This window comes from Nitrosospira sp. TNL300 (genome assembly GCF_055385915.1).
The window spans coordinates 1,418,645-1,431,152 of sequence record NZ_AP041005.1 but is presented as its reverse complement, the minus strand read 5'-3'; the positions used below and the strand labels follow the sequence as shown (position 1 = coordinate 1,431,152).

At 52.5% G+C, this 12,508-nt stretch carries 11 protein-coding genes; 3 read left to right on the top strand and 8 right to left on the bottom strand.

What is annotated here, in order from left to right; genetic code table 11:
* Positions 1-13: 13 nt before the first annotated feature.
* The 7 genes from ACZ5BW_RS06520 to ACZ5BW_RS06490 form a co-directional block, all read right to left on the bottom strand.
* Positions 14-694: an urease accessory protein UreF gene (locus ACZ5BW_RS06520; protein WP_464543452.1), complete on the bottom strand. Its 681-nt coding sequence runs from the start codon at positions 692-694 to the stop codon at positions 14-16.
* The gene (gene ureE / locus ACZ5BW_RS06515) at positions 691-1,224 is read right to left on the bottom strand and encodes an urease accessory protein UreE (RefSeq protein ID WP_464543451.1); all 534 of its coding nucleotides are present in this window, start codon (positions 1,222-1,224) and stop codon (positions 691-693) included. The genes ACZ5BW_RS06520 and ureE overlap by 4 nt, the downstream gene beginning before the upstream one ends.
* Before the next feature lie 9 nt (positions 1,225-1,233).
* Positions 1,234-2,940, bottom strand: a complete 1,707-nt coding sequence (ureC, locus tag ACZ5BW_RS06510) for an urease subunit alpha (protein ID WP_464543450.1) — start codon at positions 2,938-2,940, stop codon at positions 1,234-1,236.
* 35 nt (positions 2,941-2,975) lie between these two features.
* The gene (locus ACZ5BW_RS06505) at positions 2,976-3,284 is read right to left on the bottom strand and encodes an urease subunit beta (protein ID WP_464543666.1); all 309 of its coding nucleotides are present in this window, start codon (positions 3,282-3,284) and stop codon (positions 2,976-2,978) included.
* Between the two features lie 35 nt (positions 3,285-3,319).
* Positions 3,320-3,622 (bottom strand): urease subunit gamma, encoded by a 303-nt coding sequence (gene ureA / locus ACZ5BW_RS06500; protein ID WP_011380583.1) that lies wholly within the window; start codon positions 3,620-3,622, stop codon positions 3,320-3,322.
* Positions 3,623-3,722: 100 nt separating this feature from the next.
* On the bottom strand, positions 3,723-4,685 hold the full coding sequence (locus tag ACZ5BW_RS06495) for an urease accessory protein UreD (RefSeq protein WP_464543449.1): 963 nt from the start codon (positions 4,683-4,685) through the stop codon (positions 3,723-3,725).
* A 103-nt stretch (positions 4,686-4,788) separates the two neighbouring features.
* Entirely contained in the window at positions 4,789-6,003 is a 1,215-nt protein-coding gene (locus ACZ5BW_RS06490) for a hypothetical protein (protein ID WP_464574204.1), read from the bottom strand.
* Between the two features lie 391 nt (positions 6,004-6,394).
* Here ACZ5BW_RS06490 and ACZ5BW_RS06485 point away from each other — a divergent pair, with 391 nt between their 5' ends.
* The 3 genes from ACZ5BW_RS06485 (at position 6,395) to ACZ5BW_RS06475 (ending at position 11,874) form a co-directional block, all read left to right on the top strand.
* The gene (locus tag ACZ5BW_RS06485; RefSeq protein WP_464543447.1) at positions 6,395-8,485 is read left to right on the top strand and encodes a sensor histidine kinase; all 2,091 of its coding nucleotides are present in this window, start codon (positions 6,395-6,397) and stop codon (positions 8,483-8,485) included.
* Positions 8,482-9,117 carry a response regulator gene (locus tag ACZ5BW_RS06480; RefSeq protein ID WP_464543446.1) on the top strand — a complete coding sequence of 212 codons (636 nt, stop codon included), beginning with the start codon at positions 8,482-8,484 and terminating at the stop codon, positions 9,115-9,117. The genes ACZ5BW_RS06485 and ACZ5BW_RS06480 overlap by 4 nt, the downstream gene beginning before the upstream one ends.
* 699 nt (positions 9,118-9,816) lie before the next feature.
* A complete protein-coding gene (locus ACZ5BW_RS06475; RefSeq protein ID WP_464543445.1) occupies positions 9,817-11,874 on the top strand; it encodes a TonB-dependent receptor in 2,058 nt (685 codons plus the stop codon).
* Positions 11,875-12,004: 130 nt separating this feature from the next.
* Here the strand turns inward: ACZ5BW_RS06475 and nikR are convergent, their stop codons facing one another.
* On the bottom strand, positions 12,005-12,466 hold the full coding sequence (nikR, locus tag ACZ5BW_RS06470) for a nickel-responsive transcriptional regulator NikR (RefSeq protein ID WP_464543444.1): 462 nt from the start codon (positions 12,464-12,466) through the stop codon (positions 12,005-12,007).
* Positions 12,467-12,508: the final 42 nt, after the last annotated feature.

Here is a 12,508-nt window from a genome sequence, read left to right as displayed (position 1 = left end):
TTCCCATCAAGAACTATGATCGGTAGATGCGGCTGTATTGCACCTCGTGCTGCATCGACAGCAGCGACAAACCGGGTGACCAGCTGGATAATTCATCGTCCGCCAGCTCACGACTGCGGTGTGAGGCGGTCTCGATAGCGCCATGGAGCGACAGGAGCAGGCGCTGTCCGGAAAGCTGGCCGAGCGGAACGGACTTGACGCATACCAGCACCTGATTTTCGACCATGGAAAACAGCATCCCCAGCAAGGCATCGTCGTGCGTCACAGCCAGTGCTTCTGCTGCGCAGGCAAATGCGGTAGGAAGCGGTATCTCCGGCTGGCTCTCCAGTATCGCGCGCAGCGAAGAGTCCCCGATCTTGAGATCAGCAACGAGCTTTGCCAGCGAATAACCCATTTGAATCGTTTCCGCACGGAACTCCGCAGTATCGCGTGAAGCAATGAAACGTTCGGTCCAGTCAGCCACCTCGATTCCGTCCCTCGCCGAAAATGCCTTCAGCAAGCGCCACAGGATCGGCAATTCGAAGTCTGCAACGATACCGATCGCCTCGAGGATCCACTCGCGTGCGGAAGCCTCGTCCCGAACCAGACCTTGCTCGATGGCCGATTCCAGTCCCTGGGAATATGTATAAGCTCCGATCGGAAGCGAAGGGCTGGCGAGTTGCAGCAGGGACAGCAGAGCGCGGTATTCCTTCATCGCTGGGAAGGAGTATCGGAGGGACGATGGATCTTCTGGTGCACAGGGATCGGAGCGAGAGGACCATGAGCATGCCCATGGCCCGACTCCCCATGCTGGTGGTGCCCTCCGCTGCTATAGGCCCCCGCCTCCGGCTCGAACTGCGCGTCTTCCTCGACGACTGTCGCCCCGAGCCCCTCCAGCATTTCCTTCAGCACCTTATCCCGGGCAATGCGCAGAAATCCTTCACCCACTTGAGTCTGGGTATGGCGATTGCCCAGATGGAAGGCGCAGCGAAGCAGGTCATGCGGGTTCGTGCACGTGATACAGTAGGTGGCTTCCCGTGCGGCCACGATCTGGACCACGCGCCCGTCATCACCGGTGAGCAAATCGTTGTTCCGTAGCACTGTACCCCGCGGCGTGAAAATGGCCACTTCCTCTCCTGAGGCAAGCGTGGTGCGCAGACGGCTGTTCTCGCGCAACTCGTACGGTAACACGAGCTGCGCGGAAATCTTGTCCGCGGTGCTTATCCTGGTGTTCAAGGTGAGCATGTGTGACCCCTAAAAAAGGAAATACCGTTGCGCCATGGGCAGAACATCCTCCGCCCCGCAAGTCAGCAGTTGTCCATCAGCACGCACTTCGTAGGTTTCCGGATCGACTTCCATTTTAGGTGTCGCCGAGTTATGGATCATGTCCTTCTTGCGCAGGTTGCGCGTGTCTTTGACTCCGATCAGGTTCTTGTCCAGCTTCAGTTGATCGACCAGGCCTGCAGCCAGCGCTGCCTGTGAGACAAAGGTAAAGCACGAGGTCTTGATACCGCCGCCATATCCTCCGAACATGTAACGGTAATGGACAGGTTGCGGGGTGGGAATGGAGGCGTTCGGATCGCCCATTAAAGATGCCGCAATCATTCCACCTTTCAGAATCACTGATGGCTTGACACCGAAGAAAGCAGGCCGCCACAACACCAGGTCTGCATATTTGCCCACCTCTACTGAACCAAGGACATGCGAGATGCCATGTGTGATCGCCGGATTGATAGTGTATTTGGCGATGTAGCGTTTGACGCGGAAATTATCATTCTTCGATGTATCTTCCTGCAAAGTCCCGCGTTGTATTTTCATCTTGTGCGCGGTTTGCCAAGTACGCAGAACCACCTCTCCAACCCGCCCCATCGCCTGTGAATCAGAGGACATCATGGAGATTGCGCCCATATCCTGCAGTATATCCTCCGCAGCTATGGTCTCCTTACGAATGCGCGACTCAGCAAACGCGAGATCTTCCGGGATGTTGGCATGGAGGTGATGGCATACCATAAGCATGTCGAGGTGTTCGTCCAGGGTGTTGATCGTATAGGGCCGGGTAGGATTGGTGGATGAGGGCAATACGTTTTCCTGGCCCACCACGGCGATGATGTCGGGCGCGTGCCCGCCTCCAGCCCCTTCCGTGTGGAAAGTGTGTATGGTCCGGTCCTTCATGGCAGCAATGGTATTTTCCAGATACCCACCCTCATTGATGGTATCGGTATGAATTGCAACCTGGACGTCATACTTGTCCGCCACGTTCAGGCAGTTGTCGATGGCTGCATAGGTCGAGCCCCAGTCTTCATGCAGCTTCATGCCGCATGCGCCAGCAAGAACCTGCTCCTCGAGCGGGGTCGGAAGACTTACATTCCCCTTGCCATAAAAACCGGTATTCATCACCAGGCCGTCCGACGCCCGCAGCATTGAATGGATGTGCCATGGACCGGGCGTGCAGGTCGTAGCTGCTGTTCCCGCCGCCGGGCCAGTGCCTCCTCCCAGCATCGTAGTGATGCCATTCATCATCGCATCTTCCGCCTGCTGCGGTGAAATGAAGTGGATATGGGCATCGATTCCGCCCGCAGTCAGAATCATATTCTCACCGGCTATGATTTCCGTCGCCGCACCGATCGACATCGTGACATTTGGCTGGATGTCGGGATTGCCTGCTTTGCCGATCTCGGCGATCTTCCCATCCTTTAAACCAACGTCAGCCTTGACGATACCCCAGTAGTCGACGATTACCGCGTTGGTGATGACCGTATCCATCACCTGATCGTGATTGTGCTGCGACTGCCCCATGCCGTCACGTATCACCTTGCCGCCCCCGAATTTCACTTCCTCGCCATAAGTGGTGAAATCCTTCTCGATTTCGATCATCAATTCCGTGTCGGCCAGGCGAATACGGTCCCCGGTGGTGGGGCCTATCAATTCGGCGTAAGTCTGGCGGGAAACCTTTAAACTCATTCTTTAGCTCCTTTCTTGTTCGATCCGGAGGGTCTCTATTTAAGCTTGCCCATCACTTTCTGATTGAACCCATACACAGTCCGATTGCCGGCCAGCTCCACCAGTTCGACCGTCCGTTCCTGCCCTGGCTCGAAGCGCACCGCTGTGCCGGCCATGATGTTCAAGCGCATGCCGTAAGCCGCTTCGCGATCGAACTTCATCGCGGAATTCACCTCGTAAAAATGAAAATGGGAACCGATTTGAATCGGGCGGTCTCCCCCATTTGCAACCTTCAACGTTGTCGTTCTTCTGCCGGCATTGAGCTCGATCTCGCCAGGTTGTACAAACACTTCACCTGGCACCATAGGTGTTCTTGCCATCATTGATCTCCCATATTCTTTCAGACAATCGGATTATGGACGGTCACGAGCTTGGTGCCATCCGGAAAAGTCGCCTCAACCTGAATATCGGGAATCATTTCCGGCACGCCTTCCATCACATCGGCACGTGTTAGAACCTTGCGGCCCTCTGACATCAGTTCCGCCACCGTATTGCCGTCGCGCGCGCCCTCCAGGATCGCACAGGTAATCAGGGCAACCGCTTCGGGATAATTGAGCCGCAGACCTCGCGCCTTGCGTCGTTCCGCGAGCAATCCAGCAGTGAATATCTGGAGTTTGTCTTTCTCTCTCGGTGTCAGATCCATTATGTCTCCTCAATAAAAAATCCAGTCCGTTGCCCCAAAATGAATTTGGCGATCCTTCTTTCAAATCCTTTTCCCAAAAATCTTACGGGATAAGACGACATCAAGTATTCCAGCTGCGCGGCACGATCGCAGGCCTACCGAGCATGGCCGGACGAACAGTACGCCAGACGGAAAGCATCACATGTCTCGCCACTTCGCTCGAATCCCCCAGAAAACGTGCTACCAACAGCGATTTGAATTGGGAAATACCCACCTGGCCCGATTCTCCGCCGATGCGCACCGCCTCTTCCCGTACAAGATCGATCGTCTGCGCTGGAAGGGGCTTGCCACTCATGATAAAAGTGGCGCAAACGGTACGGCCGGCAAGCGCAAGTCTCCCATTCATCGCCCTGCTTCCGCCCGCCAGGCGGAGCTGCTCAAACCACGCCAGCTTCCCTTCGCGGCGGATACTCGTGCGCTGCCTCACCTCGCCGCTATCGAACGATTCCCCGAATGCCGTACGGCCAAAGCATAAAATCTCGCAGCCCATGTAAACCGAATCCTTCTCCAGCACGACCTGATGGTCGAGCATGACTTTTGCATTATTGAAAAAAATCGTTTCCTGCGGCATCCACTCCAGCGCGCCGCCCGCTTCCACATGCAGATGAACGTCCTGGCGCGCAGTACGACCGGTGGACTTGTACCATTTTGTCGCGCCAGGAGAGGTGATCTGGCCATGAGCAGACGGACCGGCATGCACTCGTATTTCCAGCTCATCCCCTGCGACCACGCCCCCCGGCGGATGCATGACAACAGCCTGGCATACCCCATGCCCCTCGGGATAAAGAGGTTTTTGCACCACCAGGGGGCCATGATGATCCCGCTCCACCATGCGCGTGGTTCCGGAATTCTCCGCAAACTTCAGCCACAGACGCGCCCTCGATGCGGAATCGGGAGCCTGATTCATCTTCAGATCCAGCGGGTTGTCAGGAGCGGATAGCCGGTGGAGGGCAGCGATACTGGCAGGCGAAGATATCGAATCCTCGTCACATGCGCCCGGATGCGTTTTTGCACCTGATTTCAAAGCTGGGCTCCCGGAATAATCCAAACGGGTCTCCTCCCCCTTACCTCAAGCCTCATCCTGGAAAAACCGAATACAGCCGATTGCCTGAACCAACCTGCAATGCCTACATTTGCAACTGGAACGACAGCTTGAACACATCGACCTTCTCCCCACTTGCGTCAGGCGCATAATTCAGCCGTTTAGTGAAAAGATCGCCGTGCTGGTAGTATGCGGAGATTCGAGCGTTGAAACCGTCGATGATATAGTTGACGCCCGCCTCGATCTCTTCCCGATTGCTGCTGTTGTTTGGCTGAACACTCGTAAATCGGCCATACGGTTGAAACTGCCCGATCCCGATCCTCATGGGCAAAAGATAAAGTCCGGTAATAGTCCATGATTTGCCATCGAACATACAGAAACAGTCCGGATCACGAAATGCTGCGGGCGAATAATTGGCATAAAACTGTTTGTATTCGCCATTTGCGGTAAGGACGCCCATGTTTCGCGGTAGCACTTTTTCAAAAAGTGCATCACCGACCAGCCCCAGGAAATCACTTCGGTGAGCAAAGGAGCCGGCGCCATTCTTCTGATACGAAGCGCCAAAAGCAAGCGCGAGAATATCCCCTGCCTTGCCAAAATATGTGCTGCTGGTATAGTAACCTGGATTCTTTTCTGGATTCAGGAAGTTATAAGTGAAGCGGCCGGCCCATAACACGTCGTCGCCCTGGTTGGGGCCGGCGCTACGGGACGACTGGACTCCGCGGTAGACACCGACGGCATATCCCAGGGTACCCCTGATGAAGCCCGGTTCAAGGCTTCCCCAGAATGTACCTCCATCGTCGCGTCCATAGCGCCCAGCTCCACCGCTGCCGAATTTGGTGCTGAAATCCTGGGAAAAAAACGGTGTCTTGAAAGCGTCATGTGTTGATTGAAAAAAAGGACCGCTCAGTTCGCCCCGTTCGGTCGGCACCAGCATACGGCCACCCCAGATGTTGAAATAACGGTTGAGCTCAAATTTCCCAATCGCATCGAGTATGTTGTACGACATCTTCGGATTATCGCTGGGATGGGTGTTGTTGCAGAAAAAACATTCCGTATTGACTTCGAACTTGAGGTACTGATGTATCTGCCCATTCAAGTAGAAACGAGCATTATCGATGCTGAAATCGCCGCTCCTGAGATTACCCGTGGCGGGATTTTCCACCCATAGGCCGGTTCCGCGGAACCCCATTCCAAGTGTCACCCATCTGGTTTCATCGATTGCATACTTTGGCCCTTTTGGAAGCGTGACTTCTGCTGCCTGCGCCAACGAGGATAGAAACAGGAAATCTGTAATCAATACCGATGCTGCAAGCAATACCCCACAAGCAAGAATGAAAAACTTCCGTTGCTTGCGGGGGGTTTTGCCCGAGCACTCCCTGACGGACGCCGATTCATCGCTCCGTACCCTGTCTGTTCTTTCCTTCAAGTTCCCCATTACCAAAAATTTCTTTTTATGATCTTCACTCGATAAGAATCGAGTTGCACAATCATGCGCGAATTTTTAGTATTGATCATTAGAAAATATCCACAGTTCTCCAATTTCGTGTATGAAGATTTCCTGATATTTATTACAGCCCGAAGCTGGCTGCAAGCGCAGCAGTGCGGGCAGGCTTCGAAGCAGATCAGGACTGACGAGAGGTGAGAGAGGAAAAAACTCGATTTGATAAGCCAGGACATATAGAAAAAACATGAGGATCGGCCTTTTCACGAATTTTTATCTCGCCTCCATCCTGTTCGTGCTCACCGTCCTCATACTTCTTTCTTCTCGGGCGTTAAACACGCTGGATGACGTTACCGAGGCAGAGCGCCAGAAGCACCGGTCGCTACAACTGGCAAATGAGCTGTTTCGAAGTTCCGAGGATTTGACCAGGATGGCTCGCACCTACGCGGTAACGGGTGATCCCGCCTACGAACACAATTTTTTTGCAATACTCGACATCCGGAATGGCATACGACCGCGCCCCCGGGATTACCCGATCGCCTATGCGCATCTGGAAAATGCCGATGCCACGGGTGCAAAGGGAAATAAGGGAAATGCGATTTCCCTCATGGAACTGATGCGCCGCGAAGGTTTCAGTGAACGGGAACTCAATCTGCTGCGGCAGTCCCAGGAAAGCTCGGACAACCTCGTCAACCTGGAAAAACAGGCATTCGCTGCCGTGAAAGGGCTGTGCGAAGATCAGCAGGGGAATTTCAATGTGCCATGTCCTCCCCGGCGCAATTTTGCAATCGATCTCTTGTTCGGCAAGCGTTATGAGGCTGAGAAAATCAGAATCATGGCGCCCATCAACCAGTTCATGCTCGAACTGGACACGCGCACCCGTGCCACGCTCAGCAATCTGCAGCTCAGGTTCGAGCAGCAAATCCTGCTGATACTGGTCGTACTATGCATTGCGCTGTTCTTTGCGGCTCTTGCAACTTTTTATACACGCCGCAATATTCTGCGCCCGCTCGATTCTCTCAGGTGCCAGGTAAGCGGCATTGCGCAAGGCAATTATTCAACCCGTTGTGATATTTCCACCCACAACGAAATCGCCGAGCTGGGGACGGGCTTCAATTCCATGGCAGAAGCCATTGAACACGAGGTTACCAAGCTCAGACAAGTCGAGGGATCGCTGCGCGAGCGTCTGAAGGAAATAAACTGCTTTTATTCGATCAGGCGAGGTATGGAATCCTCATCGGTGAAGGAAGTATGCAGCACAATCTCGACTGAACTCATCACGGCAATGCAGTTTCCGCATCTTGCCAGCGTCAAGATCGAACTGGATGGCAAGGAATTTATATCCGATCCATGCCCCGGAAGTCACAAGCATGAATTGCAGAAGGAGATCACAGTCTACGGTGAGGGACGCGGCTGGATAAAACTGTTTTATCGCGAGGACCGTTTTTTTCTGCTGCCGGAGGAACAGAATCTGATCAACGTGATCGGGGATGACCTGGGACGCTGGCTGGAGCATCAGCAGTCCGAGGCACGGGTTCTGGTAGAGCAGGAACTTCGGGTGCGCGACGCAGCAATACGAGAGTTTGCTGCTCACCTCGAGCGGATGCGGGAGGAAGATCGCAAATATATTGCCCGCGAGATCCATGATGAGCTTGGTCAGCTTCTGGCAGCGCTGCACCTGGAAATCTCGCTGCTGAAGAACGCGAAAGATCATGGCAACGAACGACTGGAAACCATCAGGCGCAATATGGCCGAACTTGTCGAGAGAGCGAACCAGAGTGTACGCGATGTGGCGCAACATTTGCGTCCCGCTTCGCCCGGATTGGGAATCGAGTCGACTCTTGCAAAACTGACCAGCGAATTCAGGAAACATACCGGCATAAGTTGTGAGTTGCGAATGACCCAGGAACCGGTGAATCTGGATGAAGACCAAATCGTTGCGATATTCCGTATTGTCCAGGAATCGCTGACGAATGTGACGCGGCATTCGGGCGCAAGACGTGTGGAGATCCGGGTATCCCGGAGAGAAGGCAATGTCATTGTTGAAGTTTGCGACAATGGCAGAGGATTTGACCTTGAGAGTGCAAAAAGAAAGAAGTCGTTTGGATTGGTCGGAATGCGCGAACGGGCAGCAGGACTTGCGGGCGATATCAATATCACAAGTGTGCCGGGTCAGGGAACTTCTGTTTGCGTATCCATCCCGATGAGGCGAAACGAGCGCTTGAATGATTGCACTGCCTCTGACATTGCACGCGCAGTCCTTTGTGACTCCATGGCTGGGGAGAGCCTCGAGCCAGGTGCAGATATCTTTCCAAAGTTTTCAGGAGAGCGTGCTTGATCATTAAGACTTTTCTGGCGGACGACCATCGGCTTTTCCGCGACGGACTGAGGCGCATTCTTGCCGAAACAGCCGATATCGTGGTTGTGGGTGAAGCTACCGATGGGCTTGATGCTTTGAAAAAAATGCGTCTGGGGGGATGGGATGTCGCCTTGCTTGACGTCAGCATGCCCGAAATGAGCGGGCTCGAAGTGCTCAAACGGATCATGGACGAGGATCCGAAGCATCGCGTACTGATGCTCAGCACATATCATGAGGACGAGTACGCCATTCGTGCGATACGCGCCGGCACTTCCGCCTATCTGACAAAAAACAGTCCGACTGACCTGCTGATATCGGTAATCCGCCGGCTGGCACACGGGGGAAGATACATAGATCCGAAACTGGCCGAGAAACTTCTGTTCGGCCTGGGCCCCTCCTCCACCATGCCACGCCACTCCACCCTTTCCAATCGCGAGTTTGACGTCCTCAAGCTCATCGCAGTTGGAATATCCTTGACCGAAATCTCCCAGAAACTGAAACTGAGCGCAAAAACGATCAGTACTTACCGTGCTCGCGTCCTCGAAAAAATGGGCATGCAGAACAACGCGCAACTGATCCGCTACGTGGCGGAGCATAAGCTGCTCGAATAGGAATTCATGCAGATCAATCCGCCTTCATGCAGTGGCCGGGTACGGGTTCCCGAAATCTCTTCGGCACTCGCCTGAGGCTCCCACCATCAGCAGTGCCTATGAAGCCTTACCATCAATCCATTTGTGATGATGTAGGGAAATCCTGACAGAGGTCTCACTTATTTCCTACTGACCATTTCGGCATTCCCCGACAGACATACGCATTATTTGCATGTACTTTTAGCCGGACAGCAGGTTTCCCTGATTTTTATCTGGAGGTATTACAAATTTGCAATATTTCCTACCATTTTCTTTATGGCGGCTTGAACTCCATTAATAAGGAAATCAAGCAAAAAACCTGGGTAGGTGTCCAAATCCAGAGCGATATTCTCAAATAATAATGAAAACAGAAAATATTGGGCAATTCCTGCTTATAAGAAATGAAATGTGTCTCTGAACAGAATATCGCGAATATCCTGGCGTAACACCGGGATATCAACCCTGCCTATCCTCGTACCATTGCTGTTTTTTTCCCCGAGCGGAATCAACGTTTATGCGCAAGAAGTTCCAGATGCATCGGTAAAACTCAACATGCCGCCTGAGCGCGTTGATCCAGTAGAGAAACAGGATTCATCTGCTACCGTTCAACTCGCCGATACCGTCTCGCAGGATGCCGTGCATCCGGGTAAACCGCGCAACAACCAGACAACTGCGGAACCTGTGGTCAAACTCAAGGAAGTGGTGGTATTAGGCAAAGGGCGCGGGACCAGCCTTGTTGGCGAAACTCAATCTGCCTCTCAAGGATTCATTGGTCAGGCTCAGATTAAGAATCGTGCACTGTCACGCGTCGCCGAAGTAGTAGAGTTCATTCCCGGCATGATTGCCACTCAGCATAGCGGCGATGGAAAAGCCAACCAATATTTTCTGCGTGGATTCAACCTCGATCATGGTACCGATTTCGCCACATTTATTGACGGGGTACCAATCAATCTGCCCAGCCATGCTCATGGTCAAGGTTACATGGATCTCAATGGCTTGATCCCGGAATTGATAGATAATGTTCAATATGGAAAGGGACCCTATTATGCAGATCAGGGAGATTTTTCCGCGGCTGGCCATGCCAAGATTACTACCTTCAACTCGCTTCCCCAAGGTTTTGCCAAGTTCACCGGCGGTTCTTTCGGCTTTTACCGAGGGGTGGCGGCAAATTCAAATAGGATAGGAGGTGGCGATGTGCTCTACGCCATCGACGTGAATACGTATAACGGTCCTTGGGTGGTGCCTGAACATGCTCTCAAATTCAACGGCATGCTCAAGTACAGTGTCGACAAAGGTAACTGGGGCGCAAGCATCGGACTTCATGCGTATCACGCAAAATGGCGCCCGACCAATCAGATTCCGCTATTTGCGGTAAATGAAGGTCTTATTAATCGCTTTGGGAACATAGATCCCACCGACAATGGCGAAACCGGACGCTATACGCTTCATGGTAAGTGGTGGCAAAAAGAAAAGAACTATCGTCGAGAGGCTTCATTTTATCTGGTCAAGTACAGTCTCAATCTCACGTCCGATTTCAGCGGCTTCATCAATTCGGTCGCCGACAACATAGTGCTTCCTGGCGGAATAATTCCCAGTGACCAAGTGAATCAAACGGATTCCCGCATCTATTTTGGCGGCAGAGCGCAGCAAAGCTGGCTAAGCAACATAGCTGGTTTCGACATGGAGAATACGCTTGGTATTCAGGTCCGCAATGATTTGAACCGTGTATTGCTGAACAATTCCAATCGGGGAGTCGTTTATCACAATGTAAGCAGGGATCAGGTCACAGAAACCAGTATCGGTTTGTATCTGCAAAATCAGACATTCTGGTTGCCCAAACTCAGGACTATTGTGGGTCTACGTGGCGACATCTTCAATTTCAATGTACATGCCTATACCGTTCCCCAAAATTCCGGCAACAAGACGGATGGGCTAGTGAGCCCCAAACTCAGCATTATTCTAGGACCTTGGCATAACAGCGAGATTTACTTTAATGTCGGTGAAGGTTACCATTCCAACGATGCCCGGGGCGTCACCGCGACTGTAAATACCAATCAAATCGGCAACAATAATTTTGCGCCTCAATTGGCCGCCAACGGACTTGTGCGCGCGAAAGGCGCGGAGGTGGGTTTCCGTACTGAAGCTATCGAAGGTTTAAAGTCTACTCTGGCAATCTGGTATTTGCATTCTGCGTCGGAACTTGTATTTAGCGGAGACGCTGGCACCACGGAAACGAGTGGCGCCAGTACCCGCTATGGTATTGAGTGGGCCAATTTTTACAGACCCTCCAAATGGCTGATCCTCGACGCCGATTTCTCATTTACTCATGCACGCTACGATCAGGCTCAACTGAATCAAGCTAGCGATCCTGCAAATCAGGCGTATGGATTTCACATCCCCAATGCCGTGGGACGCACTATAAGCGCAGGCGCCACCTTGAATCTGCCGCATAACCTGTTTGCCACGCTTCGTTTGCGCCATTTCGGCAATGTATCGGTGGATACCAACAATCCTGTCAAACCCTACAGCACAACGATCGTCAATCTCTCAACCGGATATGAGTTGGCCAGAAGATTCAAAATCCAACTCGATGTATTGAATCTGCTCAATGCTAAAAACTTCGATATCGCATACTACTACGGATACCAAACGAGCCCATTGGCCATGGCGAGGGATGGCCTTGTCTTCCACCCGATTGAATCGCGCATGTATCGTGTCAATCTGACATATCAGTTTTAAAAGTTATGAAAGAGACGAGTTGATCTTGCGTGTTTTGCTCGATCCGGTGACTAATCGTTCTGGCTCCCATCAAGCAATACCCTTCTATCTCAATCAATGAGCCCTGAGCCTAGCCCAACAACTCATCCCGTCAGGTAAGAGGACTGCTATGAACATGCGGCTCGGATTCATGAAAATCGTGCTCCTGCACGATTTCTATTGGTAGAAGATGCAACTTGCCATGCCGCACTCCGGGTGTAGCGGTAACGAGATTGGCAAAATTTTTCACACTCCTGATCGTACCCCTCAGAATGGTCACTTCCAGGCAATTATCATGATCCATATGCACGTGCATGGTGGACAGGGTAAGGTTGTGATGATTATGCAGTGTTGAAGTAACACAGCGCGCCAGCTCGCGTTCGTGGTGATTATAAATATAGCTGAGCGTTGCAATACAGTATCCATCAGCATGTTCTTCCTGCCGCGTGGTTTCGATCATGTTCCGTATCAAATCGCGAACAGCTTCGGATCGGTTGAAGTAACCCAGCTTGTGCATTGCGGATTCGAATTGCTTGGCAAGCTGATCATTCAGTGAGATGGTAAGACGTTCCATTGCCTGGGCTCCAGATATTCAGTAGTTCGATAGTTCTTCAGC

Bases quoted from the DNA above. Each gene is read 5' to 3' on its own strand.
- ureC (WP_464543450.1), bottom strand. From the start codon at position 2,940: ATGAGTTTAAAGGTTTCCCGCCAGACTTACGCCGAATTGATAGGCCCC.
- ACZ5BW_RS06485 (WP_464543447.1), top strand. From the start codon at position 6,395: ATGAGGATCGGCCTTTTCACGAATTTTTATCTCGCCTCCATCCTGTTC.
- ACZ5BW_RS06520 (WP_464543452.1), bottom strand. From the start codon at position 694: ATGAAGGAATACCGCGCTCTGCTGTCCCTGCTGCAACTCGCCAGCCCT.
- ACZ5BW_RS06505 (WP_464543666.1), bottom strand. From the start codon at position 3,284: ATGGTGCCAGGTGAAGTGTTTGTACAACCTGGCGAGATCGAGCTCAAT.
- nikR (WP_464543444.1), bottom strand. From the start codon at position 12,466: ATGGAACGTCTTACCATCTCACTGAATGATCAGCTTGCCAAGCAATTC.
- ureA (WP_011380583.1), bottom strand. From the start codon at position 3,622: ATGGATCTGACACCGAGAGAGAAAGACAAACTCCAGATATTCACTGCT.
- ureE (WP_464543451.1), bottom strand. From the start codon at position 1,224: ATGCTCACCTTGAACACCAGGATAAGCACCGCGGACAAGATTTCCGCG.